At 43.7% G+C, this 26,241-nt stretch carries 28 protein-coding genes, 1 pseudogene, 1 riboswitch and 2 other annotated features; of the genes and pseudogenes, 11 read left to right on the top strand and 18 right to left on the bottom strand.

The window, feature by feature from the left end; translation table 11 throughout:
* Positions 1-10: 10 nt before the first annotated feature.
* The 9 genes from I2H52_RS00295 to I2H52_RS00255 all read right to left on the bottom strand — a co-directional run bounded on the left by I2H52_RS00295 (position 11) and on the right by I2H52_RS00255 (position 10,789).
* Positions 11-577 (bottom strand): aminodeoxychorismate/anthranilate synthase component II, encoded by a 567-nt coding sequence (locus I2H52_RS00295; RefSeq protein ID WP_195593638.1) that lies wholly within the window; start codon positions 575-577, stop codon positions 11-13.
* Positions 574-1,935: an anthranilate synthase component I gene (trpE, locus tag I2H52_RS00290; protein WP_195593637.1), complete on the bottom strand. Its 1,362-nt coding sequence runs from the start codon at positions 1,933-1,935 to the stop codon at positions 574-576. Before trpE ends, I2H52_RS00295 begins: the two co-directional genes overlap by 4 nt.
* Before the next feature lie 71 nt (positions 1,936-2,006).
* Positions 2,007-2,232 (bottom strand) — a binding site (T-box leader).
* A complete protein-coding gene (gene trpB / locus I2H52_RS00285; RefSeq protein ID WP_061427972.1) occupies positions 2,229-3,407 on the bottom strand; it encodes a tryptophan synthase subunit beta in 1,179 nt (392 codons plus the stop codon). (Overlaps the previous feature by 4 nt.)
* Positions 3,408-3,569: 162 nt before the next feature.
* Positions 3,570-3,800 (bottom strand) — a binding site (T-box leader).
* 34 nt (positions 3,801-3,834) lie between these two features.
* Positions 3,835-5,064 (bottom strand): DegT/DnrJ/EryC1/StrS family aminotransferase, encoded by a 1,230-nt coding sequence (locus tag I2H52_RS00280; protein ID WP_195593635.1) that lies wholly within the window; start codon positions 5,062-5,064, stop codon positions 3,835-3,837.
* A gap of 42 nt (positions 5,065-5,106) precedes the next feature.
* Positions 5,107-5,799 carry a sugar transferase gene (locus tag I2H52_RS00275; RefSeq protein ID WP_195593634.1) on the bottom strand — a complete coding sequence of 231 codons (693 nt, stop codon included), beginning with the start codon at positions 5,797-5,799 and terminating at the stop codon, positions 5,107-5,109.
* 218 nt (positions 5,800-6,017) lie between these two features.
* Positions 6,018-7,760 (bottom strand): ABC transporter ATP-binding protein, encoded by a 1,743-nt coding sequence (locus tag I2H52_RS00270; RefSeq protein WP_195593632.1) that lies wholly within the window; start codon positions 7,758-7,760, stop codon positions 6,018-6,020.
* Positions 7,750-9,495, bottom strand: a complete 1,746-nt coding sequence (locus tag I2H52_RS00265) for an ABC transporter ATP-binding protein (protein ID WP_195593630.1) — start codon at positions 9,493-9,495, stop codon at positions 7,750-7,752. Before I2H52_RS00265 ends, I2H52_RS00270 begins: the two co-directional genes overlap by 11 nt.
* Positions 9,496-9,701: 206 nt before the next feature.
* Positions 9,702-10,337 (bottom strand): DUF421 domain-containing protein, encoded by a 636-nt coding sequence (locus tag I2H52_RS00260; RefSeq protein ID WP_195593622.1) that lies wholly within the window; start codon positions 10,335-10,337, stop codon positions 9,702-9,704.
* Positions 10,334-10,789, bottom strand: a complete 456-nt coding sequence (locus tag I2H52_RS00255; RefSeq protein ID WP_033606256.1) for a DUF3290 family protein — start codon at positions 10,787-10,789, stop codon at positions 10,334-10,336. Before I2H52_RS00255 ends, I2H52_RS00260 begins: the two co-directional genes overlap by 4 nt.
* A gap of 133 nt (positions 10,790-10,922) precedes the next feature.
* Here I2H52_RS00255 and I2H52_RS00250 point away from each other — a divergent pair, with 133 nt between their 5' ends.
* The 4 genes from I2H52_RS00250 (at position 10,923) to I2H52_RS00235 (ending at position 14,346) form a co-directional block, all read left to right on the top strand.
* Positions 10,923-11,750 (top strand): exodeoxyribonuclease III, encoded by an 828-nt coding sequence (locus tag I2H52_RS00250; RefSeq protein ID WP_195593620.1) that lies wholly within the window; start codon positions 10,923-10,925, stop codon positions 11,748-11,750.
* Positions 11,751-11,761: 11 nt separating this feature from the next.
* On the top strand, positions 11,762-12,148 hold the full coding sequence (locus I2H52_RS00245; RefSeq protein WP_195593618.1) for a bleomycin resistance protein: 387 nt from the start codon (positions 11,762-11,764) through the stop codon (positions 12,146-12,148).
* 131 nt (positions 12,149-12,279) lie between these two features.
* Positions 12,280-12,375, top strand: a riboswitch (purine riboswitch).
* Between the two features lie 127 nt (positions 12,376-12,502).
* A complete protein-coding gene (locus I2H52_RS00240) occupies positions 12,503-13,084 on the top strand; it encodes a xanthine phosphoribosyltransferase (protein WP_195593616.1) in 582 nt (193 codons plus the stop codon).
* Positions 13,084-14,346 (top strand): nucleobase:cation symporter-2 family protein, encoded by a 1,263-nt coding sequence (locus I2H52_RS00235; RefSeq protein ID WP_195593614.1) that lies wholly within the window; start codon positions 13,084-13,086, stop codon positions 14,344-14,346. The genes I2H52_RS00240 and I2H52_RS00235 overlap by 1 nt, the downstream gene beginning before the upstream one ends.
* Before the next feature lie 32 nt (positions 14,347-14,378).
* On the opposite strand, the gene I2H52_RS00230 is transcribed toward I2H52_RS00235, so the two are convergent.
* The 3 genes from I2H52_RS00230 to I2H52_RS00220 form a co-directional block, all read right to left on the bottom strand.
* Positions 14,379-14,783, bottom strand: coding sequence for a PaaI family thioesterase (locus I2H52_RS00230; protein WP_049538104.1), 405 nt, complete (start codon positions 14,781-14,783; stop codon positions 14,379-14,381).
* A gap of 69 nt (positions 14,784-14,852) precedes the next feature.
* Positions 14,853-16,334 carry a UDP-glucose--hexose-1-phosphate uridylyltransferase gene (locus I2H52_RS00225; protein WP_195593612.1) on the bottom strand — a complete coding sequence of 494 codons (1,482 nt, stop codon included), beginning with the start codon at positions 16,332-16,334 and terminating at the stop codon, positions 14,853-14,855.
* Between the two features lie 18 nt (positions 16,335-16,352).
* On the bottom strand, positions 16,353-17,531 hold the full coding sequence (locus I2H52_RS00220) for a galactokinase (RefSeq protein WP_195593610.1): 1,179 nt from the start codon (positions 17,529-17,531) through the stop codon (positions 16,353-16,355).
* Between the two features lie 164 nt (positions 17,532-17,695).
* On the opposite strand from I2H52_RS00220, the gene galR reads away from it, so the two are divergent.
* Positions 17,696-18,700 carry a DNA-binding transcriptional regulator GalR gene (gene galR / locus I2H52_RS00215; RefSeq protein WP_195593608.1) on the top strand — a complete coding sequence of 335 codons (1,005 nt, stop codon included), beginning with the start codon at positions 17,696-17,698 and terminating at the stop codon, positions 18,698-18,700.
* Positions 18,701-18,734: 34 nt separating this feature from the next.
* On the opposite strand, the gene I2H52_RS00210 is transcribed toward galR, so the two are convergent.
* Positions 18,735-19,625: a cation diffusion facilitator family transporter gene (locus I2H52_RS00210; RefSeq protein WP_195593606.1), complete on the bottom strand. Its 891-nt coding sequence runs from the start codon at positions 19,623-19,625 to the stop codon at positions 18,735-18,737.
* A 132-nt stretch (positions 19,626-19,757) separates the two neighbouring features.
* Between I2H52_RS00210 and I2H52_RS00205 the strand changes: the two genes are divergently transcribed.
* Together I2H52_RS00205 and I2H52_RS00200 are read left to right on the top strand one after the other, a co-directional pair.
* Positions 19,758-20,312, top strand: a complete 555-nt coding sequence (locus I2H52_RS00205) for a TetR/AcrR family transcriptional regulator (RefSeq protein ID WP_195593604.1) — start codon at positions 19,758-19,760, stop codon at positions 20,310-20,312.
* A gap of 26 nt (positions 20,313-20,338) precedes the next feature.
* Positions 20,339-20,671, top strand: coding sequence for a glucuronide permease (locus I2H52_RS00200; RefSeq protein ID WP_195593602.1), 333 nt, complete (start codon positions 20,339-20,341; stop codon positions 20,669-20,671).
* Positions 20,672-20,705: 34 nt separating this feature from the next.
* On the opposite strand, the pseudogene pnuC reads toward I2H52_RS00200, so the two are convergent.
* A pseudogene (gene pnuC, locus I2H52_RS00195) lies at positions 20,706-21,212 on the bottom strand (nicotinamide riboside transporter PnuC); the annotation flags it as partial.
* Positions 21,213-21,251: 39 nt separating this feature from the next.
* On the opposite strand from pnuC, the gene I2H52_RS09775 reads away from it, so the two are divergent.
* From I2H52_RS09775 to I2H52_RS00175, 4 genes are read left to right on the top strand one after another with little or no spacing between them, the layout of a single operon-like run.
* Positions 21,252-21,947, top strand: a complete 696-nt coding sequence (locus I2H52_RS09775) for an IS6 family transposase (protein ID WP_195593600.1) — start codon at positions 21,252-21,254, stop codon at positions 21,945-21,947.
* Positions 21,940-22,197 (top strand): plasmid replication protein, encoded by a 258-nt coding sequence (locus I2H52_RS00185; RefSeq protein ID WP_001287840.1) that lies wholly within the window; start codon positions 21,940-21,942, stop codon positions 22,195-22,197. Before I2H52_RS09775 ends, I2H52_RS00185 begins: the two co-directional genes overlap by 8 nt.
* Before the next feature lie 12 nt (positions 22,198-22,209).
* Positions 22,210-22,437 carry a hypothetical protein gene (locus I2H52_RS00180; protein ID WP_001152920.1) on the top strand — a complete coding sequence of 76 codons (228 nt, stop codon included), beginning with the start codon at positions 22,210-22,212 and terminating at the stop codon, positions 22,435-22,437.
* A complete protein-coding gene (locus tag I2H52_RS00175) occupies positions 22,425-22,586 on the top strand; it encodes a hypothetical protein (RefSeq protein ID WP_001062367.1) in 162 nt (53 codons plus the stop codon). The genes I2H52_RS00180 and I2H52_RS00175 overlap by 13 nt, the downstream gene beginning before the upstream one ends.
* A gap of 224 nt (positions 22,587-22,810) precedes the next feature.
* Here the strand turns inward: I2H52_RS00175 and I2H52_RS00170 are convergent, their stop codons facing one another.
* From I2H52_RS00170 to I2H52_RS00155, 4 genes are read right to left on the bottom strand one after another with little or no spacing between them, the layout of a single operon-like run.
* Positions 22,811-23,611, bottom strand: coding sequence for an energy-coupling factor ABC transporter ATP-binding protein (locus I2H52_RS00170; protein ID WP_195593598.1), 801 nt, complete (start codon positions 23,609-23,611; stop codon positions 22,811-22,813).
* Positions 23,598-24,434 (bottom strand): ABC transporter ATP-binding protein, encoded by an 837-nt coding sequence (locus I2H52_RS00165; protein WP_195593596.1) that lies wholly within the window; start codon positions 24,432-24,434, stop codon positions 23,598-23,600. The genes I2H52_RS00170 and I2H52_RS00165 overlap by 14 nt, the downstream gene beginning before the upstream one ends.
* Positions 24,410-25,201 carry an energy-coupling factor transporter transmembrane component T gene (locus I2H52_RS00160; protein ID WP_195593594.1) on the bottom strand — a complete coding sequence of 264 codons (792 nt, stop codon included), beginning with the start codon at positions 25,199-25,201 and terminating at the stop codon, positions 24,410-24,412. The genes I2H52_RS00165 and I2H52_RS00160 overlap by 25 nt, the downstream gene beginning before the upstream one ends.
* The gene (locus tag I2H52_RS00155; protein WP_000846126.1) at positions 25,201-25,803 is read right to left on the bottom strand and encodes a hypothetical protein; all 603 of its coding nucleotides are present in this window, start codon (positions 25,801-25,803) and stop codon (positions 25,201-25,203) included. The genes I2H52_RS00160 and I2H52_RS00155 overlap by 1 nt, the downstream gene beginning before the upstream one ends.
* Positions 25,804-26,241 lie beyond the last annotated feature (438 nt).

Genomic DNA, 26,241 nt, shown 5'->3' with positions numbered 1-26,241 from the left:
ATAGGCAACCTCACTTTACAACCTTCTCAATAAAATTCCGAATAGAAGACAAGCCATCTGGCGTTCCAATACTTTCTGGATGGTACTGGAAGCCATAAATCGGCAGGCTTTTGTGTTGAATTCCCATAATGGCTTGGTCATCAGTAGAACGAGCTGTCACTTCAAAGTCTTCTGGCATTTCTTCTATCAAAATACTGTGATAACGCATGACTGGACGACCATCCTCAATGCCTTGATAGAGAAGAGATGGCGCTTCAAAGCTGATATGGCTCTGTTTCCCATGCATGACCTTGGGAGCCAAGCCTAGCTTCCCACCAAAGACTTCTGCGATGGCTTGGTGACCCAAACAAATACCTAGAATCGGCTTCTTACCTGCAAAGTCACGAATCATGTCTTCCATCTTTCCAGCATCAACCGGCCAACCAGGACCAGGAGAAAAGACCAGACCATCTGCTTTTTCAGCTTCTTCATACAGCTTAGGATCATCATTTCTCAAGACCTGTACTTCTGCGAAATTCCCAATGTATTGCGCCAAATTATAGGTAAAAGAATCATAGTTGTCAATCAATAAAATCATGGTCTTAGTTCTCCAATTCTAGTCATAGATTTAGCCTTGTTAATGGTTTCTTGGTATTCGTTTTGGGCGATGGAGTCATAGACAATCCCTGCCCCAGCCTGCACATAGGCTGTTTGATTTTTGAGAATCATAGTTCGGATGGCGATAGCGAAATCCATATCACCCGTCGCAGACAAGTAGCCGATTGCTCCTGCGTATACGCCTCGTTTTTCCGTTTCCAGTTCATAGATGCGTCTCATGGCCCGAATCTTTGGTGCTCCTGAAACTGTTCCAGCTGGAAGTGTAGCTTTCAAAACATCCATGGCAGTGAGGTCTGGAAGCAAACGTCCCTTGACCACGCTGGTCAAATGCATGACATAGCGGAAGAGCTCCACTTCCATATACTTGGTGACTTGGACACTTGCCGTTTCAGAGATGCGGCCAATATCGTTACGCCCCAAGTCTACCAACATCCGATGTTCTGCTGTTTCCTTCTCATCAGAAAGCAGGTCTGTCGCCAAAGCCTTGTCCTCTTCATCCGTAGCCCCTCTTGGTCGCGTACCGGCAATCGGATTGGTTGTTACAACGCCATTTTTAACAGAAACCAAACTTTCAGGACTAGCACCGATGATTTGATAATCCCCAAAGTCATAAAAATAGAGGTAATTGGATGGATTAGTCACGCGAAGATTTCTGTAGAAGTCAAATGGATTTCCAGTAACTTCTGCTGAGAAGCGTTGACTGAGTACACATTGGAACATATCCCCGTTACGAATCAAGTCACGAGCGGTTTCCACCATTTCTTCAAACTTCTGAGGAGCAATATGCGGTTTGAAGTCCAGCGGAGATAAATCCAAGTCTTCAAATTCATTTGGAGCAGGGATGCGTAATTCCTCCAGCACTTGATTCAAGGCTTTTTCCAAGTCTTCTTGACTACGCTCGCTGTAAAGAGCATCCTCGATAACATGGATTTTTTCCTTCTTGTGGTCAAAGACCATATAACTCTCATAGACAAAGAAATGCATGTCTGGCGTCCCAATGGTATCCTCAGGGATTTGACCGATTTCCTCATAGAGCGAAATCATATCGTAACCAACAAAACCAATGGCTCCTCCACCAAAAGGTAGGTCTGAATGGTGCTGGCTCTTATGTGTCACTTCATAAAGGAAATCCAAGGGATCCCGATCAATCACTTGACCATTTTGATAAAGGACTCCATTTTCAAACTTAATCTCAAAAACTGGATTATAGGCTAAAATAGAAAAACGAGCTGTTTCCTTGTCTCTCGGAATACTTTCTAAGATAACCTTGTGTTGCCCCTTTAGGCGCATATAAGCCAAGATTGGTGATAAGACATCTCCATGAATGATTCGTTCCATTGTAATTTCCCTTTCAGTTCTACTTCTAGTCCGTGGTGACTGTATGAAAAATCCCCACGCAAAATAACTTGCGTGAGGACGAAATTCGCGGTGCCACCTCAATTATAGGATTTCTCCTATCTCTCATTCCTGTCTCAGAAAGCTCCTGTAACAGGCTGTGCGATAAAGGGCACTCCCTTGAGAATTATGTTTTCTTCTCTTGTTTCAGATGGACCCAACCTTACAGCTTTCTCTGCTTGTTTCCAGCAACCACAAGCTCTCTGTGAAAGAAAGGACTGTAATTTTTCCATCTTTTATTTTTTAGCTTCTAGGTAGTCTGCAATGGCAGCTACGTCCTTGTCTCCACGACCAGAGACATTGATGATGATAATGTCATCTTTACTTAGTTTTGGTGCACGTTTGACTGCTTCTGCGATAGCGTGCGAACTTTCGATCGCTGGGATAATTCCTTCTGTCTTGCTTAGAAGGAGCAGGGCTTGGACAGCTTCTTCATCTGTCGCTGCTACGTATTCTACGCGGCCAGAATCTTTGAAGTAGGCGTGTTCTGGGCCAACCCCTGGATAGTCCAAACCAGCTGAGATAGAGTAAACTGGCGCCAGCTCTCCGTCTTCCTTAAAGACTGCATAGGTCTTCATACCATCGACAATTCCGACACTACCCTTTGTCATAGTGGCTGCATGCTTGTCTGTGTCAAGTCCGTGACCGGCAGCTTCGACCCCAACCAATTTGACTTCTTCATCAGCCACATACTGCGAAAAAGCACCGATGGCATTCGAACCACCACCTACACAGGCAATGACGTAGTCTGGTAAACGACCTTCTTTTTCTAAGATTTGACGGCGAGATTCTTCACTGATGACCTTTTGGAATTCATGAACAATGGTAGGATAAGGATGAGGTCCTACAGCAGATCCCAAAACGTAGAAGGCTTCAAGGTCATTCATCCATGCTCCAAAGGCTGCATCAACCGCATCCTTAAGAGTTCGTGTCCCCGTTTCAACTGCGTGAACAGTCGCTCCCATCATCTCCATGCGGAAGACATTGAGTCGTTGACGCTCCACATCTTCTGCACCCATGTAGACATCACAAGCCATACCAAACTTGGCTGCAGCAGCTGCTGTCGCAACACCGTGCTGACCAGCTCCTGTTTCTGCGATCACTCGTTTTTTGCCCATACGTTTGGCAAGAAGGATTTGACCTAGAACATTGTTGAGCTTGTGAGAACCAAGGTGGTTAAGATCTTCGCGCTTGAGATAAATCTTAGCTCCACCTAGGTGCTCTGTCAAACTTTCCGCAAAATAAAGCGGTGTTTCGCGACCAGAATAATCCTTCAAGTAATGGCGAAATTCTGCCAAAAACTCTGGATCATCCTTGTACTTGTCAAATGTCACTTCCAACTCATCCAACAAAGCTTGAATCGGCTCCGGTACAAAACTACCACCAAATTGTCCAAAATAACCTTTAGTTGTCATAAAATTTTTCCTCTTTCCATATTAATTCGGCTTTTTGTTTGCTTTTAGTAGTAGGCAAGGAGCTGCAGATAGAACTCAAGTTCATCAAAGCGACTTAACGCCCTAATAAAAGATAAACAAAATGACCGAAAGAAAAAAGCCCACACACAGAATCTACTTCTGTGTGAGGGCGTTAGTAACGCGGTGCCACCTCAATTATAAAGGGACTATCCCCTTTACATCTCTACCTTGTCTAACAACAAGTTGCACTGTAAGGTGTGCGCACCGAATTTTCATTGTTTCAAATTCATTTTTAAAATCAGCCCACTTTCACTACTTCCAACCACCTGTTCACAATCACCACAGGCTCCCTGAAGATCAAAAATAGTTACTTTTCTGATTTGTTGAGAATATTATATGCTATTGTCCGCTTTTTGTCAAGATTTTTTTATGATTTTTTTCCTGATCCGAGGATTTCTTCAGAAATTCTCACCAAAGTCTGAACGATGTAATCAACTTCTTCATCGCTTAATTTAGTGTGAAGAGGGAGGGTAATTTCGTTTTCAAAGAAGGCATAGGCTCTTGGATAATCTGCCATATCAAAACCAAGATTCTTATAGGCTGTCAAGAGAGGAAGCGGTTTATAGTGTACATTACTTGCAATTCCTGCTTTGGCCAATTCTTGGATGATGAGGTTGCGTTCTTCTAAACTTGCTCCTTCTACATGGGTGATGTAGAGGTGGCGTGAAGATTCAACAGTATCAGTCTTGTGTGCCAGTGGGTGAATACGAGTACCCGCAAAACCACGATCATAGCGGTCCACGATGTCCTTACGACGTTGTAGCAAAGCTGGGTAACGATCCAATTGTACCAAACCAATCGAAGCCATGATATCGGTCATATTGCACTTGTAGGCTGGTGTAACGATATCGTATTCCCATGAACCCAATTGCATCTTGGCAAGAGCGTCTTTGGTTTGACCATGAAGGGAAAGGATCTGGAATTCCTTGTACATCTCTTCGTCGTCAATAGCTGGATTGGCTTTCCAAGTCGCACTTCCTCCCTCAGCAGTTGTAAAGTTCTTAACGGCATGGAATGAGAAGGAAGTAAAGTCAGCGATAGAACCAGCTGGTTGTCCTTTGTAAGTAGATCCCAAAGCATGGGCACTATCAGAGACAATCACAATACGGTTAAAGGCTTTTTGCCACTTAGTTGATGCTACAAATAAGTCACGTTTCTTTTCCACAACTTGGAACAAACTGTCATAGTCGCACACAATTCCTGCAAGTTCAACCGGAATAATCACCTTAGTTTTCTCAGTAATAGCTTGCTCAAGCAAGTCATAGTCCATTTCAAAAGTATCTGCTTGAATATCCACCATGACAGGCGTCGCTCCCACGTGTGTGATGACACTACATGAAGCTGTATAGGTCATGGCTGGAACGATGACTTCATCACCCGGTCCCACTTTCAAAACACGCAAAATCAACTCAAGAGCGGCAGTCGCAGAGTTGAGGCAGACAGTCTTAGGCGTCTGTGTGTATTGAGACAAGCGACGCTCCAGTTCTTTTGTCTTAGGACCTGTTGTGATCCAACCAGAGCGCAGGGTATCTGCTACTTCAGCAATTTCAGCTTCGGTAATATCGGGTGGTGAAAATGGAATATTGTAATTTGGCATTAATTTGCTCCTTTTATCTGTACTCATTTTCTCATGACTACTTTATTTTAGCACTTCAAACACGGTTTGAAACATGATTTTGATGTCTCCAAGGAAACTAAACTCTCGGAGATAGGCGAGATTATAGCGCATCTTTTCAGGAAGGACATGCTCTACATAGACTTGGTCAACTGACAGACCTTTCTCCGTCATTTGACTGATGATAGTATCCTCATCCTTGTAGTTGATGCTGGCTGGAGAGGTGATTCCTGCTGGCAAGAGCAAGGTCGCCATCATTTCAGGGCTATACTGCTCGGTGTAACGTGGCACCTCAGGTCGTGTACCGACAAAGGACATCTCACCTTTAAGGACATTGACCAACTGAGGCAGTTCGTCCAAGCGCACACGGCGGATGAAATTTCCAACCTTGGTAATGCGACTATCGTTAGCAGAAGTCACCAGGCTTCCTTTTTTATCCGCATCCGTTACCATAGTACGGAACTTCCAAATCTTGAACGGACGGTTGTACTGGGTCACGCGCTCTTGCTTGTAAATGACAGGTCCCTTGCTATCCAACTTGATCCAAATGCTCAAGATAAGAAAGACGGGAGAAGTCAAAAGTAGCAAAAACAGGGCTAAAACCCAATCCAGGCAACGCTTGAAAATCAACGAACCCTTCCTTTTAGAGACAAGCTGGTAGTAAGACTCAACCTCGCTTGATTGCATTTCCACGGGTAGGTCTTCCCATTTCAGCATGCTGTTTCTCCTTTGTTTTTATTATACTATTTGTCAACATTTTTCATTATACCACAAAATGGAAAAGGCAGTGCAAGAAATCTGTAATTTAAAGAATTTCCTTCTTATACTCAATGAAAATCAAAACGCAAACTAGGAGTCTAGCGACAGGCTGCTCAAAGTACAGCTTTGAGGTTGTAGATAAAGCTGACGTGGTTAGGATAGATTTTCAACGAGTATTAGGACATAGCTCCTGCCTGCAAGCTATACATCTTGTGATAGATTCCTCCCAAGACCAAGAGTTCCTCATGGGTTCCACTCTCGATAATGCGCCCCTTGTCCAAAACATAAATGCAGTTGGCGTCCTGGATGGTCGAAAGGCGATGAGCGATGGCAATGGTCGTCCGCCCCTGTCTCATCTTAGCTAGAGAATCTTGAACCAAACTTTCTGTTTCAGAGTCAATATTGGCTGTCGCTTCATCCAAAATCAAGATTTTAGGCTGACTGGCGACTGTTCTGGCAAAGGCAAGAAGCTGGCGCTGTCCAGTAGAAAAGCTCGAACCACGCTCAGACACAGGTGCATCATACCTCTGTGGAAGCTCCTGAATAAAGGAATCTGCATCCACAAAGGCAGCCGCAACCTGTACCTGCTCATCACTAAGATCTTGATACATGGCGATATTGGACTTGATAGTCCCATGATAGAGGAAGGGATCCTGCAAGACTAGACCGATATTTTTTCTCAGTTCTTTCTGACTGTAGTTTCGGATATCCACATCATCCAAGAGAACGCGGCCTGACTGAAATTCATAAAAGCGCATGAGGACATTGATAATGGAAGATTTCCCGGAACCTGTATGACCTACAAAGGCAATGGTTTCGCCCTTGTTAACTGAAAAGGAAATGTCATCCAGAATCGGATGTTTACCATCATAAGAGAAACACACATGTTCAAAACGAATATTGCCTTCTTGAACTTTGGCTTTCCCATCTTCTTGAAGAGGCTCATAGGTTGTCTCATCAATCAAGGCAAAGACACGGCCTGCAGACACCATGGAAGTTTGAAGGGTTGAAAAGTTTTGCGTCACCTCAATTAGGGGATCAAAAAGGCGGTTGATGTACTGGATGAAGGCATACATGGTTCCGACCGTTATTCCGATAGAAAGACCACGGTAACCAAAGTAGGCCATCAAAACGGCGTAGCCTAGGAGTTTCAGCAAACTCATGGCAGGTCTCAAAAAGAGGGCATCCAAGGCTACAGAACGGTTGGCATAGACCAAGTGTTCTTGGTTGATTTCATCAAATTCTGCCTGCAGGCGCTTCTCTTGATTGAAGGCTTGGATAATTCTAATCCCTTCAATACTTTCTGCTAGCTTGCTATTGATATCCGACAAGAGACTTCTAGTTTTTTCGATGATTTTCACTGACTTTTTCCGATAGAGATTGACCAAAAGGAAAATCAAGGGAAGAAAGAGCAAGACTAAACCTGTCAAACGAAAATCCAGTACCAACATGGTATACAGAGTTGTCAGAAAGATGAAAACTGCTGAAATAAAGCTGGATAAAATCCCCGAAAACATATCACTGATGGTCTCGGTATCATTTGTCAAACGAGAAACGATGGAACCTGCTGGCGTCTTGTCAAAATAAGACATGCCCAGTTTTTCCATATTGGCAAAGGCATCGCGACGAATATCTCTGACAATACTGTAGGACACCCGCGCAAAGAGAAGATTGCCGATATACTGAACTAGAGTTTGTAGGATATAAAGACCATAGTAGACCAGCAAAACGGTCACAGCAAGTTGGTTGAGTTTGCTGAGATACTGGTCGATAAAGTGGGAAGCAACCAGAGGAATCACGCTTTTAATGACCGTAGTAGCTAGAAGAAAGGTCAGGGCTAAAAAGGTTAAAAGACCATAGGGTTTGAGATAGGACATCAAGCGTTTCAGCACAGCCCACTGTTCTTGCTTATTCTGCATCTTCTTCTCCTTTCATTTCCAACTGCTGAGACTGGTAGGTTTGGGCATACCAGCCATCCAGGGCTAGCAAGTCTTCGTGCCTGCCCCGTTCGATAATTTGACCATTTTGCAGAACCAAGATCAGATCTGCATGGACAACCGCACTGAGGCGATGGGCCGTAATAATGGTTGTCTTGTCCTTCCGCGTCTCCTTGAGATTGTCAATAATCGCATACTCTGTCTTAGCATCCACGGCTGACAAAGAATCATCTAAAATTAAGATATCAGGGTCTAAAATCATAGCCCGACTCATGGCCAGACGTTGCTTTTGACCACCTGAGAGACTAACTCCTTTTTCACCAATAAGCGTATCAAATCCCCGAGGCATAGCTACAATGTCTTGGTAAACTTGGGCTAGCTTAGTCGCTTCCTCAACCGTTGAAAGGGGCAAATTAGGATTTCCAAAGCGGATATTGTCTAAGATAGAGGCCGCAAAGAGAAACTGATCCTGAGGAACATAGCCCATGAGACTGCGAAGGTCTGTCAGGCGATAGTTCCGAATATCGTGACCGTTTAGGTAAATAGCTCCCTTATCCACATCGTAATCACGCAAGAGGAGCTTGATTAAGGACGTTTTACCAGAACCTGTCTGCCCGACCAAGCCTAGGGTTTGCCCTTTTTCCAGACTAAAGTGAATATCCGTCAGTGTCTCCTCATTTTCAAAGGCAAAGCTGTCAATGGCGTACTCCAAACGTCCATTTTCGATACCGTCCAGAGGAAATTCAGGGTCATGTACAGGTGATTCCTGAGACAAAAGATACTCAATCCGCTGATAGGACACCTTCCCTCGCTGAGTAATATTAAAGAGGAAACCAATAGCCATAAGAGGCCAAACCAACATATCTAAGTAGCTGATAAAGGTAACCAGATTCCCAACGGTGATTTGCCCTTTCTGAACCATCAAAGAACCGACCAAAAGAGTTAAAACATAGGACGAACCAACAAACAATAGAACCATAGGGTCAAAGAGACTATCGTATTTCATGGTTTGGAGATTCTTTTGGAAGGTCAATTCATTAACTGCCTGAAAGGACTTCAGCTCGTCCGCCTGATAACCGAAAGACTTGGTCACTTTGATACCTGATACAGACTCCTGCACCTTGTTATTGAGTTCAGAAAAGGCAGCTTGAGATTCTCCGAAAGCCTTATGAGTCTTTCTCCCTAGACGACTGGTCGCATAAGCCATAAAAGGCAAGGGAAGAATGGCAACTAGAGTCATCTGCCATGAAATGCTAAAGAGCATGGTCAGCAAAGTCACCAGTGCCGTGATAGAGGCATCCACTGCTGACATGACTCCGCCACCTGCGAGACGAGTTAAAGCATTGATATCATTGGTGGCGTGTGCCATCAAGTCCCCCGTCCGATAGGTCTGATAAAAGGCTGGCGACATTTTAGTAAAATGCTCAAACAAACGAGACCGCATAATCTGCCCTAGACGGTAGGAAGTTCCAAGGATATACATGCGCCAAACATAGCGCAGATAGTACATCCCAAAGGCTGCCAGCAGTAGATAAAATAGATTAAGAAGGAGGTCCTGCTGGGTTAGTTGCCCCGACGTAATGGCGTCAATCACCCGCCCCATAACCATGGGGGGAATGAGATTGAGGACGGAAACCAAGACCAAGGCCACAATCCCGACTAGATAACGGCGTTTTTCTAACTTGAAAAACCACCAGAGTTTTTGAATAATGGACATAAAATCCCTTTCTGATTGCAAATGGAAACCTGAGGCCAAGACTCAATGAAAATCAAAGAGCAAACTAGGAAACTAGCCGCAAGCTGCTCAAAGCACTGCTTTGAGGTTGTAGATAGAACTGACGAAGTCAGTAACCTACATACGGCAAGGCGACGTTGACGCAGTTTGAATTTGATTTTTGAAGAGTACAAGACCCCAGGTTTTTCTTATTCATAAGTTACGACTGAGACGGCACCCTTGTCATACTCAGCGATAAAGATATTGGCCACATTGTCATGCCCTTGTTTGCTGAGATTATCAAGCAACCACTCTTCGCTACGGTCAATATATTCCAAAACATCGACTTGGATCACACCGTCAGTCACAACTGGATACTTAGGATTTTCATCTCCCATTTGGACCACGATGAGTTGGCCATTTTGCTCATGCACAGCTCGTTTGACCTGTTTCATCTGGAAAATTCCTTGGCTACGGAGCTTAAGTGCTACGTCCGCTGCTGATAAACCAACTGAACGACAGGCTTCTGGGTCAATCTGCCCATTTTTGATAAGGAGAGTTGGTTTTCCATCAATCAAGCGTTTGACAAAACGAACATTGTTATTGAGCCACTTGAGGGTCAAGACCAAAATCGTCCACATCATCAAAATCACTGCGTACTGCAGAATGCTGATTGAACTATTGTAAATCACCCCACCGATGATCCCCCCGAGTACATAGTTCTGAATTTGGTCTGTAGCAGAGTTAGGTGCTAGATTCCCCTTTCCTGTCACATTAATAACAAAAACAAGAGAGAAAAGACCCAAGGCCAGTTTGATTAAAATTTCCATATAATTGAGTGTCATTTGTTTACCTCCACCAATTCAATAGCGTCTGTTTGATGCAATTCTAATTTCTCTAAAAGATACTTGTCTGGTTGGCTCCCGTTCATGGCACGATAGAAATTTGAACCTACCTTGATAAGTGCTCCATCAGTGGCTGCAGAAGTATTGACATAAACTTCTGATTTATCCACTCCCAAGTCTTTGGAAACAACCTCTATGAAATGAAGGGAAGTTTGAAATTGGTTGTTAGAGGCTTGATTGGTCTGGTATTTTGAGATTGTTACCAAAAGCATGGCTACCAAGGTCAAGGCCAAAATCATGACCAATTCCCGAAACTTAGTCCCCTTTTTATCTCGATAGGCTTTAAAAGCAAAAAATCCTGTGATAGCTAGGAGCACAATCCCAAAGCCAATCATGATGCCATTTTGCTGACCAATTTGGCTGAGGACATAGTCATATGAGTAAAATTTCATTTATTTTCACTCCCTTTCATAAAATCATTCTTCATTATAAACGAAAGAGAGTGATTTTTCAAGCCATACGTTGGGGAAATGGACCTTTTTTTGGTATAATAAAATCTATAATCTGAATGAAAAAGGTAACTTTATGAAACTCATCTCATGGAATATTGATTCCCTCAATGCTGCCCTAACTAGTGACTCAACTCGTGCCAAATTGTCCCAAGAAGTACTACAAACCTTGGTCGCTGAAAATGCTGATATTATCGCTATCCAGGAAACCAAGCTTTCTGCAAAAGGGCCTACAAAGAAACACCTAGAAGTACTTGAAGAACTCTTCCCAGGTTATGAAAACACTTGGCGTTCCTCTCAAGAACCTGCTCGCAAAGGCTACGCTGGAACCATGTTCCTTTACAAGAAGGAACTCACACCAACGATTAGCTTCCCAGAAATCGGTTCTCCTTCTACCATGGACTTGGAAGGCCGCATCATCACCTTGGAATTTGATACATTTTTCGTGACCCAAGTATACACTCCAAACGCTGGCGATGGTCTCAAACGCTTGGAAGAACGCCAAGTCTGGGATGTTAAATACGCTGAGTATTTGGCGCAACTAGACAAAGAAAAACCAGTCCTTGCGACTGGAGACTACAACGTAGCTCACAAGGAAATCGACCTTGCAAATCCTGCCAGCAACCGCCGTTCACCAGGATTTACAGACGAGGAACGTGCTGGCTTTACCAACCTTTTGGCAACTGGATTTACCGACACCTTCCGTCATCTTCACGGCGATGTGCCTGAATGTTACACTTGGTGGGCGCAACGCAGCAAGACTTCTAAAATCAACAATACAGGCTGGAGAATCGACTACTGGCTCACTAGCAACCGCGTGGCTGACAAGGTGACCAAGTCTGACATGATTGACTCTGGTGCGCGTCAAGACCATACGCCGATTGTATTGGAAATTGAACTTTAAGGATTTTCACTATGAACTACAATGCAGTCATTCCCGAGTTTGTTGTAAGCGATTTAGAACAGTCCCGTTCTTTCTACTGCGATTTACTCGGTTTTAGGATCGAATACGAGCGTCCAGAGGAGAAATTTCTCTTCCTCTCGCTTGAAGACTGCCAACTTATGCTAGAAGAAGGCAGCACAGAAGAATTAGCCCAACTAACCTATCCTTTCGGGCGCGGTGTCAATATTTCCTTTGGTATTGAAGATGTCCCTCAGCTCCACCAAAAACTGCTGGAGGCCAACTATCCTATTTATCGTCCTTTGACTAAGAGAACATTTCGTGTTGGGGATCACTACATCTATCCTCACGAATTTGCAGTTTTGGATCCAGATGGTTATTTTCTAAGATTTAGCGAATAGAATAATCGAAGTCTACAATACTATCTAGCCTTGTAGGCTTTTTCGTTCGTTTTTATGATCTATTTACTAACAAAATATTTGATTTATAAAGCTAATTGGTGTAAAATAAAAACATTGGCAGTAGCCTGTTTAAAATTGAATATCATTTTACTTGTTTATGTCGTGAATTGGCGCGACGTTTCTACAAGGTGCCGGAACACCTAACAATGAGTATGTCAGCTGAAGGTATGGTGTTGGCCATGCCTATTTTGGGGACTTACTTAGGGGATTAAGTAGGTCCTTTTTTCTATCAGTTTTACTGGATAGAAATCTGAAACAAGGAAATTTATTGGCTTTTAGACTTTAGGAGGTCTTATGAAATTATTAGAAGAGCGCATCCTCAATGATGGGCATATCTTGGGTGATAACATCCTCAAGGTGGATTCCTTTTTAACCCACCAAGTTGACTTTAGCTTGATGCGAGAGATTGGTAAGGTTTTTGCGGAAAAATTCGCTACTGCTGGCATTACTAAGGTCGTGACCATTGAAGCGTCAGGCATTGCCCCAGCTGTTTTTACAGCTGAAGCCTTAGATGTCCCCATGATTTTCGCCAAGAAAGCTAAAAACATCACTATGAACGAAGGCATCTTAACTGCCCAAGTCTACTCCTTTACCAAGCAGGTGACCAGCACCGTTTCTATCGCTGGAAAATTCCTCTCACCAGAGGACAAGGTCTTGATTATTGACGATTTCCTTGCTAATGGCCAAGCTGCCAAAGGCTTGATCCACATCATCGAACAAGCCGGAGCAAAAGTCGAAGCGATCGGTATCGTGATTGAAAAATCCTTCCAAGATGGTCGTGACTTGCTCGAGAAAGCTGGCTATCCAGTTCTATCACTCGCTCGTTTGGAACGTTTTGAAAACGGTCAGGTCGTATTTAAGGAGGCAGATCTCTAATGCAACAACAAGAAAAACACTCGCAAGCAGCCGTTCTTGGCTTGCAGCACTTACTCGCCATGTACTCAGGATCTATCCTAGTTCCTATTATGATTGCGACAGCTCTTGGCTATTCAGCTGAACAGTTGACTTACCTAATTTCTACAGATATCTTCATGTGTGGAGTGGCAACCTTCCTTCAACTCCAACTCAACAAATACTTTGGTATTGGACTCCCAGTCGTTCTCGGTGTTGCTTTCCAATCGGTCGCTCCCTTGATTATGATTGGGCAAAGTCATGGTAGTGGGGCTATGTTTGGTGCCCTTATCGCATCAGGAATTTATGTGGTTCTGATTTCAGGTATTTTCTCAAAAGTGGCCAATCTCTTCCCATCTATCGTAACAGGTTCTGTTATTACCACGATTGGTTTAACCTTGATTCCTGTCGCTATTGGAAATATGGGAAATAACGTTCCAGAGCCAACTGGTCAAAGTCTCTTGCTTGCTGCTATTACAGTTCTGATTATTCTCTTGATCAATATCTTTACCAAAGGATTTATCAAGTCTATCTCCATTTTGATTGGTCTGGTTGTTGGAACTGCCATTGCTGCTACCATGGGCTTGGTTGATTTCTCCCCTGTTGCGGCAGCACCGCTTGTCCATGTTCCAACTCCCCTCTACTTTGGTGTACCGACTTTTGAAATCTCATCCATCGTCATGATGTGTATCATTGCAACGGTGTCTATGGTTGAGTCGACTGGTGTTTACCTAGCCTTGTCTGATATTACCAATGACCCAATCGACAGCACGCGCCTGCGCAACGGTTACCGTGCAGAAGGTCTGGCCGTACTTCTCGGAGGAATCTTTAACACCTTCCCTTACACAGGATTTTCACAAAACGTTGGTTTGGTCAAATTATCAGGTATCAAGACCCGTCTGCCAATCTACTACGCAGCTGGTTTCCTAGTCCTCCTTGGACTCCTTCCTAAGTTTGGCGCGCTCGCCCAAACCATTCCAAGCCCTGTCCTTGGAGGGGCCATGCTGGTGATGTTTGGTTTTGTTTCCCTTCAAGGGATGCAAATCCTCGCCCGCGTTGACTTTGCTAACAATGAACACAACTTCCTTATCGCAGCTGTATCAATCGCTGCAGGTGTCGGACTCAATAACAGTAATCTCTTTGTCAGCATGCCGACAGCCTTCCAAATGTTCTTCTCAAACGGAATCGTCGTAGCCAGCCTACTTGCCATTGTACTCAATGCCGTATTAAATCGGAAAAAGAAATAAGAAAAAGAGGCTCACACCTCTTTTTTGTTTCTCTATATCCTTACCTGTCTTTTTTCAGACCGCTGGCCTGTGACAAACATGGTAAAGGTTGCTTTGCAGACATTTCTGCCTTCTTGATTGGTGATATCCACATCCACTACACAGGTTGTGCGTCCATGATGGACACATTCTCCTTTAATGGTCAGTACATCATCTAGTTTTCCTGCCTTGAGGTAGTTGATAGAGGACTGAAGCGTCACTCCATCTAGCCCCAGCGAGATAACCACCAAACCACTAATCTGATCACAAAGGGTGAAGAGATAGCCTCCATGGGCATTGCCATAGTAGTTGAGCGACGAGTCCACTATTTTCGTCGTCACCACAACGTGACCATCTCTCATTTGTTCAATTTCGTAATTTTCAAAGGCAGATATAGCGTCAAAATGAAAATCTTTCATCGTTTCCTCCTGATATTTCAAACGACCCTATGATACTACTTTTTATAGGACTATGCAAGGAGAAAGCTCCTAGTCTGGCAAAATTCCGACCTGTTCTACAAAGCGCATAAAGGCTGCCTGTCCTTGTTTCGTCTGCTTGTAAACCCCCGCGTCCTCCAGAACACGTGCAAAGATGTCACCCACAGAGTCCTTGACGATTTCAAGGGCTTTTTCTTTATCTGCTAGGTCCAGATGTTGGGCTTTGAGCTGGTCTGCCCATTCCTGATGATATTCGGCAACTGTAACCCCTTCTCCCACGAGGTAGCTGGCAACTTGCTCCACTTCTGCCTTCAAACGAGGTGGAAGAATAGCCAAGCCCATGACCTCAATCAAGCCGATATTTTCCTTCTTGATATGTTGGACATCCTTGTGGGGATGATAGATGCCATCAGGATGCTCTGCTGAAGTTTGATTGTCCCGTAAAACCAAGTCCAACTCAAACTGTCCATCGCGTTTACGCGCAATGGGTGTGATGGTGTGATGCGGTGTCCCATCTGTTTCTGCTAAAATCTGCACTTCAGGATCTGAATACTGACGCCATTCCTGTAAAATCTTATCAGCCAAGTTGATCAAATCCTCTTTAGAATCCGAGTTCAAACGTAGCACTGACATTGGCCACTTGACAATCCCAGCCTTGACCTGCTCAAATCCAGCAAATCGGAAAGGCTTTTGCAAGGGAGCCAATTCCATAGGAAATACGTGACGGCCTCCTTGATAGTGATCATGAGTGAGAATAGAACCTCCCACAATCGGCAGGTCGGCATTCGAACCCGCAAAATATCCCGGAAATTGCTCTACGATCGCCAGCAGACGCTCAAAGCTCTGACGACTAATGGCCATGGGACGATGCTGGCCGTCTAAGAAGATACAGTGCTCATTAAAATAAGCATAGGGCGAATACTGGAAGCCCCACTCCTGACCCGCCATTTCAAAACGGATAATGCGGTGATTGCTGCGAGCTGGATGGTTAATTCGACCATGATAGCCTTCGTTCTCTAGACAAAGCTGACACTGGGGATAATGGCTAGCTTGCGCCAACTTGGCTGCTACAATCTCCTTTGGATCCTTTTCAGGCTTAGAGAGGTTGATGGTAATCTCAAGTTCTCCGTAGTCAGATGGAACACGATAAGCAATATTTTTTGCAATGGCCTTGAGTTTGATGTAGTCATTTTTCTGGCTAAGTTGGTAGAAGTCCGCAATTGCCTGTTCGGGAGATTGGGCATAGGTTGCCCAGAAGTCACGATTGACCTGACTTGGACAAGGCGTTACCAAGTCCATTAGTTCAGCACCGAGGATTTCACGCGCAGCCTGACTATCCTCAATCGTCTCTAATCGAACCGCTTCCTCAACCAACTGGTCTTTGAGGTCAATCACTTTATCCAGATTGGTCTCAACTTCCAAAACACCTTCGCCTACTCGTGCCAAAACACGATTGGTCAGGTAGATTCGATCCATTTCCTCAAATGAACTTTCAGCAATAACGTGTGTTACAAATTTATCTACTAAGGTCACGATAGAGCCTCCTTTTAACTAGTCAAGGACGCGAGTGCCACCTGCAACTTCAGCGATATAGAAACTTGGAGCGTATCCAACGACTTCCTCGTAGTGCTTGCCTACAGCTTCCTTAAAGGCCTCAACGGCGTCTTTTTGCACCAAGGCAATGGCACAGCCACCAAAACCTGCTCCTGTCATACGAGCACCGAGAACACCTTCTTGATCCCAAGCTGTGTGAACAAGTGTGTCCAATTCCAAACCAGTTACTTCATAGTCATGTTCTAGAGAGACGTGAGAAGCATTCATCAAGCGACCAAATGTTTCCAAATCACCTGCTTGAAGAGCTGTTTGAGCTTTAAGGGTACGTTGGTTTTCAAGCACAGCATGGCGAGCACGTTTTAAACGATTTTCGTCTTTAATCAGATAGCTATATTGGTCAAAGGCCCACTCATCCAATTCACCCAAGGTCTGAATATCCAAGGCAACTTGCAATTCTTCCACTGCTTTTTCACACTCAGCACGGCGTTCATTGTATTTAGAGTCCGCCAGTTCACGGCGTTTATTGGTATTCATAATAACAACAACATTGTCCTTCAAATCAAGTGGCACCAAGTCGTACTCCAAGGTGTTGGTATCTAGGTAAATAGCACGTTGGTCAGCCCCCATACCGATAGCAAACTGGTCCATGATACCAGAGTTGACTCCGATAAAGTTATTTTCTGTTTGTTTTCCGATTTTAACCAAATCCAAACGGTCTAGTTTTAAATCAAAGAGATGCTCTGCCACGACCCCTGTCAAGAGTTCCAATGATGCTGAAGAAGACAAGCCAGAACCATTTGGGATATTCCCATAAACATAAAAATCAAAACCTTTGTCAATCACGTGCCCAGCTTCTTGCAAGAAATAAAGAACTCCTTTTGGATAATTGGTCCAGCTGTGCTCTTTTTCAAACTTGAGATCAGCAAGAGGCACTTCGATGATACCTTTGTCCTCAAAGTTAGCTGAGTAGAAACGCAAGACTTGGTCGTCACGCTTGCGAGCTGCACCGTATGTTCCCAAGGAAATAGCAGCTGGAAAAACGTGCCCGCCATTGTAGTCCGTGTGTTCACCAATCAAATTGATGCGACCTGGTGAAAAGAAGGTTTGGTCTGCTTCTTGACCAAAAACGGCAAGAAAGTCTTTACGAAGGGCTTCAGCAGTAAGATGTTGTGTCATATGAATTCTCCTTTGACTGTCCGTTAAGCCACCTTAACGTGTAATCGTTTTCTTCTATTGTATCCAAGACTTTTACCAAGGTCAATCCTTTTTACTAAAGTTTTACTAAACAATCGGTAAAAAGAAGAAAAATATGATATACTAACCTAAAAGGAGGAAGATTTATGGCTACCTTAAAAGACATTGCACAGCTAGCCTCTGTCTCTATCGCAACCGTATCTCGTGTCCTCAATCGCGACCAGAGCTTATCTGTCACCGAAGAAACCAGACACCGTATTTTAACTGTCGCTGAAGAGTTGGGCTATACCAAGCACCTCAAGACAGGCGAATCCCACAAGCCCAAGCAGAAAATTGCCATTATCCAATGGGTCAGCGAGCAGGGGGAGCTAGACGACCTCTACTACTACCAGATTCGTCTCGGTATTGAAAAAAGAGCCCAAGAGTTGGACTATGATATCTTGCGCTATTTTAATGACCATCCTTTTACACTGAGTGAGGAAGTGATTGGCATTCTCTGCATCGGAAAGTTCAGCCGATCACAGATCTCTGCCTTTGAAGAATACCAAAAACCTTTAGTCTTTATAGACAGCGATACCCTCTCATTAGGTCATACCTGTATTATCACTGATTTTTACACTGCTGTAAAACAAGTTGTAGACCATTTCCTCAGTCAGGAACTGGATCGGATTGGCATTCTAACAGGTCTTGAGGAAACAACCGACCAAAAAGAAATCATTGAGGATAAGCGGCTAGAAAACTTCAGAAACTACAGTCAAGCGAAGGGAATCTACCATGAAGAACTAGTCTTTCAGGGAAGCTTTACCGCCCAGTCTGGCTATGACTTGATGAAGGAGGCCATTCAGAGCTTAGGAGACCAACTCCCACCAGCCTTTTTCGCTGCCAGCGATAGTTTAGCCATCGGTGCCCTCCGTGCCCTTCAAGAAGCTGGAATTAGCCTACCAGACCGCGTCAGCCTCATTTCTTTCAACGACACTAGCCTGACCAAGCAGGTCTATCCTCCTCTTTCAAGCATCACTGTCTATACCGAGGAAATGGGCCGAGCAGGTATGGATATTCTTAATAAAGAAGTCCTTCATGGACGAAAAATTCCTAGCCTGACCATGCTGGGAACCAGACTGACTCTGAGAGAAAGTACGAGAAATGAATAAGATATTAAAACGACCTCAACAAGAGGTCGTTTTTCTAATGATGATGCCCATGCTTCTGCTCTATGGTTCTCACCTTCCGCCTATGTTGCGCATGATTGCTTTGACTGCTATCCACTTCAATAGTGATATTCTGCACGCCTCTTTCTTCTAAAAATTGACGCACTGCTTCTTTAGTTTCCATCATCTGCTCCCAGTCCTCGATACAGAGGTGAACAATGGCGTCATTTTCCAGACCATCCATGGACCAAATACTGAGTTGATTAACACTTTTAACATTAGTTAACCTTGCTAACTTTTTCTCTAGCTTAGCAGTCTCGACCCCTTCTGGCACAGCATCTAGGAAAATTTTTAGTGCGCTCCAAAAGCGAGGAATGGCTTTCGACAGAATAAAGATGGAAATAACAAGCGATAAGAGTGGATCGAGGATATACCAATCTGTAAATCGGAGGATAATCGCCATTAGAATGACAGCCAGCCAACCAAGGGTGTCTTCCAAAAAATGCAAGCTAAGAATAGACTCGTTCTTTGTCTTTCCTTTACGAACTACCAGACTTGCTAGCACATTGATAGCTACTGCAATGATTCCCAGCCAGAGGATACCTTTCTCATTAACGGGTTGCGGATGAGCAATCTTCGTGATATTTTCCAAAATCACTAGGACAGACCCTATCATAAGAATCACAGCCGTTAGCATGGCCCCTAAAAGACTAAAACGTTTGTAACCCAAGGTATACTGTCTATCTTCTTCACGGTTTGAAATTGTTTCTAAAAGGGCTGAGATGCCAATGGCTATAGCATCCCCCAGGTCATGAACAGAATCAGCAAGAACAGCACTCGAACCAAAGATTCCTCCTGCGATAAACTCAACAATCGCATAGCTTAAATTTAAGAAAAAAGCTAACCAGATAGATGTTTTAGAACTCATTTCTCTCCCTCCTTTGGTATAATGGGTATATACATACTTCTTTCATTTGTATTATCTAATAAAATCCAAAGAAAGGATAGAAGCAAACTGTCAGTCCTGTTCAGTTCTGAACAGTTTGTCTCAAGTGTCTATATGCCAAAAAGAGACCGTCGAGTCAGCAAGACGAAAAAAGCCATCTATCAAGCTTTTTTACAACTTTTGAACGATAAGGGCTATGATGCCACTACTGTTCAGGATATCATTGACCTAGCAGATGTTGGACGTTCTACTTTTTACTGTCACTACGAGAGTAAGGAACTCCTTTTAGATGAGCTCTGTCGCTACCTCTTTCATCATCTCTTTGAAAGGGAAGGACACTTTACGACCGAGGACTACCTGGCACATATCTTTTTACATTTTCAAAAAAACCAAGACCATGTCACCAGCCTCCTTTTTTCCAAAAACGACTACTTCCTCCGCCAACTACACAAGGAACTCGAACACCACGTTTATCCCATGGTGGCGGATGACTTGCAAGAGGCCTATCCAAACATTCCGGCCTCCTACCTTCAGCATTTTGTTGTAACGAACTTTATCGAGACCCTAACTTGGTGGCTAAAACAAGGAAAATCTTATACCGAAAACCAAGTGGTGAGATTTTACCTTGATGTAATAGAGATGACCTCTACAACTCCACTTGATAACTAAGCCTGAAACTCAGAAAGGAACAAACTATGTTAACTTCGATGATTCTAGGAATACTAACAATCGTACTAGCTCTCGCATTCTCATTACTTCACCTTGCTGCTGCTTTCGCAGCCATGAAAGAAAAAAACTACTGTCGAGGAAATATGTGTATCTTGGTGGGAAGCTGTCTCACCTCACTAGCTCTAGCCATCTTTTACTTCGTCCCACTTGCAACCATTCTTCTATGGATTGTGGGTGCGAGTATTGTCTGCTATGGTGCCTACTGGAACGGGCGACAGCAAGAAAACCAACATATATCGCACCACATCGTTCGTATAACGAGCGCTATTATCATTACGGTATTATTCATTTTGCTCTAACATAAAAAAGGATCATCCGATCCTTTTTTACTTTTTAAACACTCTTTGCTGCCTTGCTCCACTGATACCACCCAACTAGACTATTGATCAGGTAAATCAGGTATTTCCCTTGAATTTGCAGGCTTTCTCCCCACCAGAGATAGATAGAAAAGACATTGGTAGCTGCCCAGAATATCCATTGTTCACGGTAAACAGCTGTCATGAGGATTTGCCCAACCCCATTGGTTGCATCGGTGATAGAATCACGATAGGGACGATTAGCTCCGATAGACTGATAAATAAACCCAAAGGCCAACCACCAAAGAACACTAATAGAAAGATACTTTGTCCAACCCTTGCCGTCTAGTTTACGTGCGACAAACTCTTGTTGTTCTTTCTTAAACTGGGCTTGATAGATCCAAACCAAGAGACCAATTGGCTGCATAATTGTAAAATAGAGAGTTGTTAAAACCTCACCATAGAAGCCTTTTTGAAGGGCAAGCACCAGATAAATGATGGAATTAATCAAACCAAATAGGTAGTTACTAGCACGACCTTCAGCTTCTCAAAGAGCAGAAAAAAGGTTAGTAAGGCTTGAGAGATGAATCATTTTAAAGGCAAACAATTCCAACAAGACGTCATCATTGTCGCTGTTGGTTATTACCTACGTTACAATCTGAGCTATCGTGAAGTTCAGGAATTGCTTTATGACCGTGGAATAAATGTTTGCCACACTACGATTTATCGGTGGGTTCAAGAATACAGTAAAATCCTCTATCATCTCTGGAAAAAGAAAAATAAACAGTCCTTCTATTCGTGGAAAATGGATGAAACCTATATCAAAATTAAGGGGCGTTGGCATTATCTCTATCAAGCGATTGATGCGGACGGTTTAACATTGGATATCTGGTTACGAAAGAAACATCGAGCAGACGATAACAGCTATAAGTTAGAAGATACCGCCTATCAAGAAGATAAAGCACGCAAAGCAGAAACCGAAGATAAGCTAGCTATTGAAGCAATGAAAAGCAAGTACACCACGCTATTGCTAGAAAATATGTTGCTAAGTCCGTTTGAAATGCAAGATACAAAAATCATGGCAGGATTGCAAGTCCATGTTTACCCCCTCTATGACGAACTGAAAGAATTAAGAGGGCTAAATAGTGTCAAAGACCACTTGTCTTATGTTGCCAGCAGACGTGAAGAATATTCTAAGCATAATATCGCACGCTACCTCAAAAAAGCCATTGAACAATATCTACCAACGGTTAAAAGGCAGGACTTAAACCATGAGTGAAGACTTAAAAACGATCAAAGAGCTGGCGGATGAGTTGAGTGTTACAAAACAAAATATTCAATATCACTACCAAAGGTTACCAAAAGAATTACAGCTTAAAAGTTCCAATGGGTCTAATCTAATAAATTCTAAAGCAGAAAAAATAATTTTAGGTAAAGTAGAAAGTAGTAGCAAATCAAATACCAAAGACCAACAAATAAGTAGCAAAGACCAACAAATAGAAAAACTAACTAATTTGTTAGACCAGTAACAACGATTAGCCTTGCAAGATAAAAAGTTGCTAGAAGAATACAAGGCGGAAAATGATAACTTAAAAGCCCTCAAAATGCCCTCACAGGAAACAGAATTCAAACACTTAGACAATCAATATAAAGATGAAGTGAACGCTCTTAAAGAGAAGTTGGAAAATTTACAGGAACAAATCAAAGATCAAAAAAGGATAGAAGAACAAGAAAAACCAATAAAATGGTGGGGACTATGGCGAAAATAGATGATTCAGTTAAAAAGAAAGTTCCAGAATTGCGATTTAAAGGATTCACGGATGAATGGGAACAGCGTAAGTTGGGAGACGAAGTTCGAATAGTGATGGGACAGTCTCCTAATTCAGAAAATTATACTGATGATCCTAATGGGCGCTAAAAATGCGAAGACCTATGAAGACCTATTTTGTATTAGTCAAACAAAAAATCCAAAAGAAATGGTATATGATTATGACCATGAAACAAAGTAAAATCAAACCGAGTGATCTGAGGAAGCACCCGATGATCATGAAACGTTATTAAACACAAAAGTCACCCATGTGAGTTCTTGCCAGAAGCTGAAGTTAATCCTTCAACCTGGAAAACCCGCAGAGGTGACTTTTTCTATACATCTCGATTTTGCTGGCAATAATCATTAACCGATAAATATGTCTGTGAATCACCCAGCGACTCCGCTATGTCCATAATCCGCGGTGGTAGTAATCCCACTCGCTGGACAAGTTCGTGATTGCTGAACAATTCCCGTGGACTGCCGGCGAAGCCAAACTTCCCGTGTTCCATAACATACACCGACTCAAACTCGGCGGCGACCCAATCCATGTCATGGGTGATGGTCACAACTTGGTGGCCCGAATCAGCCAACTGATGGAAAATTGCGGTCAACTTGCGCCGGCTTTCCCAATCAAGCGACATCATCGGCTCATCAAATAAATAAATCGCCGGATCCACTGCCAAAACTGTGGCAACGCTCAACAGCTTGCGTTCCGACAATGACAGGTCATATGGACTTTCAGCTGTTTTATCATCCAAGCCAACTCTTTTTAGAGCCGCTAAAGCCCGCCTCGTAATCGTATCGTGGTCATCCATGACCTGCGCGACATTCCACTCCACCTCTCGTTGAACGGTCGGGTTGAAAAGCTGATCGTCAGGATTCTGAAAAGTAATCCCAACCTTCAGTAACTTTTCGACTGGTTTAAGATCATTAAAATTTTCTCCATCGATCTTAATCACACCGGTTTGTGGTGTCAGCAAACCCGTCAACAATTTGAAGAGCGTTGATTTGCCGGCACCATTTTGGCCGACAATCGCCACCATCGGATCGGCGAAATGTTTGCCTTCAACATCCAAGCTAAAGGACCGTTCCGGATAAGTGAACGTCAGGTGGCTCAGTTCAATTGTGGACATAACGAACCTCCTTCAGATCAGCGTAATTCACCGGATACCGGCCATCAGCCAAGTGCCAATCCATTTTTTGAGCAAGTTGCTGGATTGTCGGGGCTGGAATCTGCCAGTCAGCTGCCAAATGATTAAACACCTCACCCGGCCTGCCCTGGGCTACCATTTGACCCTCGTGCAGCACCCACACAACGTCGGCGACTTCGCACAAATCGTCAATTTCACTGGTGACAATGAAGACAGTCGTCTCTTTGACTTGGGCCAGCCATTGGAAAAATTGCCGGCGGCCAAGGGGATCCATCTCACTGGTCGGATCATCCATAATCAAAACAGCCGGATTAGCCACAATCGCCGTGGCAATTGCCAACCGCTGGATCTGACCACCGGAAAGGCTCTCGGGACGCAAATTCAGCTGTTCAATCAGCCCCATGTGCGTGGCAACTTCTTCAACCCGTTTTTGAATCAGTCCTTCAGCCATTCCCTGATTAATCAAGTCAAAGGCGATTTCATCGGCAACCGTGTCTGCCAACCCGCTTAGTTGGCCAGCTGGATTTTGCAGTACAACTCCATTCATGGCATTATAAACGGGCCAATTGTCAGACACTCGCTGGCCAAACATGTGCCAATCGCCCTCAATCTCAGCAGACACAATTTTGGGAATGACCCCTGCCAGCACACGGCACAAAGTCGATTTGCCGGAGTGGCTATTCCCGATAATCCCAACCACCTGGCCGGTATGAACCTCCGCGTTAATCTGACGCAGTTGTGGTTGCTCAGTACCCGGATAACGGGTGGTCAAATTTTCAATTACAATCCGTTTATCTTCGTCCATATCTTCCACCCAATCAATAAAATTGCCAATCCAGTCAGACCAATGTGCAGCGTCCGCGACAAGCTATACACGCGCTGGGAGGTTCTGACAGTCCGGTTGAGATTATCAAAACCTCTCAGTTGGAGAGAAATCGACCGCGTCATCGATTGATCCAAGGTCTTAATCACCAATGGAATTAGAACCGGCAGGACTGACTTTAATTTCTGAATCAACGTTTTTTGCGGATTGGTTCCGCGAACTTTTTGTGCCTGCTGGATTTTCCGCATATTGCGCATCATTTCCGGCAAAATATAACACACCGACATCAGAACGTAGACGGTTTTATAAGACAATCCGGACAGTTCCAAATAGGCCGCGTTTTCTGAAATACTCGTGGTCACCATAAAAAAGCCACTGGTCAAAATAATCACCAATACTCGACAACCCAGAGTGGTGGCGTAAATCAGGCCCTCTTTGTAGAACGACACCCCAAGCACAGAAAACAGCACAGTTTGATTCCGACTGTAAAATAACCCTTGGATGATCAGCATGGTGCAAATCAGAAACAGGCTGAATCCCAGCGCCTTAAAGGTGGTAGAACTCAATTTGGAAAATAACAATAGCAGTGTTGCGACAAGAATTAATCCGGCCTGAAGCAATAAATTCATACTGGCAAAGCTCAACAACGTCATGTCCAAGATGAACAAGAGCTTAGTAATCGGATCGATCACCTGGTACCATTTGAGCTTGACCCGTGGCGCTCCAGAAATCAATGTTTTATCAGTCATCATTTATCATCGCTAAAGAAGTGCACCATCCGCTTCGGCAGCTGACGATAGATGAAGAATGCCAGGTAGGCCACGCAGACTTTATCCAAAATATCCAAGACAAACTCATCGATAAATGAGGCCAGCCACACTGGTGCATGATTGGCGACCATTACCGCAAACAATGAGTCACCCCAAGCGATACCGGTCTGACCACCCCAAAAGATGACGTTGAGTGGCGTTGAAATGACAGCTGAAACGATGGCAATAATAATAGCAGAAACAAATACTCGTCGCGCTGACGAGAACCACCCATTGGCGTGCAAAACTCCGACAGCAATCCCAATTCCGATGCTGGTAATCGCATACACGGTTGAAATTGGCGATAAGGTCAGCCCATAGATCACGTTGTTGATGAAACCACTAATGGCACCGGCAACCGGCCCAGCCAACATGCTGGTAAGAAAGGTTCCCAAAGACCCCAGCCAAACGGGCAACTTTAACCCCTCCGCCAAGGCTTTGGCAACATAGTTAATCCCCACGGCAGCGGGAATCAAAGTCATGGTGGCAGCACTTAACTTAAATTTCCACATACTGGTACGATGAATCGGTTCTGTTTTCATAATCTTCTCCTTTTGTTTTTAAAGAGCCGTGTCTGGATAGACTTTCGGACGCAACGCTCTATTATATATCTACTGAACTGTCTATACACAAGATTTCCATCCTTAGTCGACATGAGCTGGAAATCCTGATTTGTTAAGTAGTTCACAACACATTATACACCTATTTTGTGAATAGTCAAGTGTATTTACAGTAAAAATCTAGAAAATCCTGAAAATTTCCTCTTATACTCTTCGAAAATCAAATTCAAACTACGTCAGCGTCGCCTTACCGTACTCAAGTACAGCCTGCGGCTAGCTTCCTAGTTTGCTCTTTGATTTTCATTGAGTATTATTTTCCATTTTAAATGACATTTAGTAACTCTAATATCAAAAAAGCCCAGACAAGATTGTCTGAGCATTTTTCTATATGGTCGTTTAACCAAGTTGAGTTTAGCATTT

Source organism: Streptococcus oralis (assembly GCF_015561235.1).
GTDB classification, from domain to species: Bacteria; Bacillota; Bacilli; order Lactobacillales; family Streptococcaceae; genus Streptococcus; species Streptococcus oralis_BK.
The sequence above is the reverse complement of the archived record's forward strand: the minus strand, read 5'-3'. Positions and strand labels throughout refer to the sequence as shown.

Bases quoted from the DNA above. Each gene is read 5' to 3' on its own strand.
- I2H52_RS00250 (WP_195593620.1), top strand. From the start codon at position 10,923: ATGAAACTCATCTCATGGAATATTGATTCCCTCAATGCTGCCCTAACT.
- I2H52_RS00275 (WP_195593634.1), bottom strand. From the start codon at position 5,799: ATGCTGAAATGGGAAGACCTACCCGTGGAAATGCAATCAAGCGAGGTT.
- I2H52_RS00155 (WP_000846126.1), bottom strand. From the start codon at position 25,803: ATGAAAACAGAACCGATTCATCGTACCAGTATGTGGAAATTTAAGTTA.
- I2H52_RS00170 (WP_195593598.1), bottom strand. From the start codon at position 23,611: ATGTCCACAATTGAACTGAGCCACCTGACGTTCACTTATCCGGAACGG.
- I2H52_RS00280 (WP_195593635.1), bottom strand. From the start codon at position 5,064: ATGCCAAATTACAATATTCCATTTTCACCACCCGATATTACCGAAGCT.
- I2H52_RS09775 (WP_195593600.1), top strand. From the start codon at position 21,252: ATGAATCATTTTAAAGGCAAACAATTCCAACAAGACGTCATCATTGTC.
- I2H52_RS00205 (WP_195593604.1), top strand. From the start codon at position 19,758: ATGCCAAAAAGAGACCGTCGAGTCAGCAAGACGAAAAAAGCCATCTAT.
- I2H52_RS00200 (WP_195593602.1), top strand. From the start codon at position 20,339: ATGTTAACTTCGATGATTCTAGGAATACTAACAATCGTACTAGCTCTC.
- I2H52_RS00265 (WP_195593630.1), bottom strand. From the start codon at position 9,495: ATGTCCATTATTCAAAAACTCTGGTGGTTTTTCAAGTTAGAAAAACGC.
- I2H52_RS00240 (WP_195593616.1), top strand. From the start codon at position 12,503: ATGAAATTATTAGAAGAGCGCATCCTCAATGATGGGCATATCTTGGGT.
- I2H52_RS00210 (WP_195593606.1), bottom strand. From the start codon at position 19,625: ATGAGTTCTAAAACATCTATCTGGTTAGCTTTTTTCTTAAATTTAAGC.
- I2H52_RS00185 (WP_001287840.1), top strand. From the start codon at position 21,940: ATGAGTGAAGACTTAAAAACGATCAAAGAGCTGGCGGATGAGTTGAGT.
- I2H52_RS00235 (WP_195593614.1), top strand. From the start codon at position 13,084: ATGCAACAACAAGAAAAACACTCGCAAGCAGCCGTTCTTGGCTTGCAG.
- I2H52_RS00160 (WP_195593594.1), bottom strand. From the start codon at position 25,201: ATGACTGATAAAACATTGATTTCTGGAGCGCCACGGGTCAAGCTCAAA.
- trpB (WP_061427972.1), bottom strand. From the start codon at position 3,407: ATGACAACTAAAGGTTATTTTGGACAATTTGGTGGTAGTTTTGTACCG.
- I2H52_RS00295 (WP_195593638.1), bottom strand. From the start codon at position 577: ATGATTTTATTGATTGACAACTATGATTCTTTTACCTATAATTTGGCG.
- I2H52_RS00175 (WP_001062367.1), top strand. From the start codon at position 22,425: ATGGCGAAAATAGATGATTCAGTTAAAAAGAAAGTTCCAGAATTGCGA.
- I2H52_RS00220 (WP_195593610.1), bottom strand. From the start codon at position 17,531: ATGACACAACATCTTACTGCTGAAGCCCTTCGTAAAGACTTTCTTGCC.
- I2H52_RS00165 (WP_195593596.1), bottom strand. From the start codon at position 24,434: ATGGACGAAGATAAACGGATTGTAATTGAAAATTTGACCACCCGTTAT.
- I2H52_RS00260 (WP_195593622.1), bottom strand. From the start codon at position 10,337: ATGACACTCAATTATATGGAAATTTTAATCAAACTGGCCTTGGGTCTT.
- I2H52_RS00255 (WP_033606256.1), bottom strand. From the start codon at position 10,789: ATGAAATTTTACTCATATGACTATGTCCTCAGCCAAATTGGTCAGCAA.
- trpE (WP_195593637.1), bottom strand. From the start codon at position 1,935: ATGGAACGAATCATTCATGGAGATGTCTTATCACCAATCTTGGCTTAT.
- galR (WP_195593608.1), top strand. From the start codon at position 17,696: ATGGCTACCTTAAAAGACATTGCACAGCTAGCCTCTGTCTCTATCGCA.
- I2H52_RS00245 (WP_195593618.1), top strand. From the start codon at position 11,762: ATGAACTACAATGCAGTCATTCCCGAGTTTGTTGTAAGCGATTTAGAA.
- I2H52_RS00230 (WP_049538104.1), bottom strand. From the start codon at position 14,783: ATGAAAGATTTTCATTTTGACGCTATATCTGCCTTTGAAAATTACGAA.
- I2H52_RS00270 (WP_195593632.1), bottom strand. From the start codon at position 7,760: ATGCAGAATAAGCAAGAACAGTGGGCTGTGCTGAAACGCTTGATGTCC.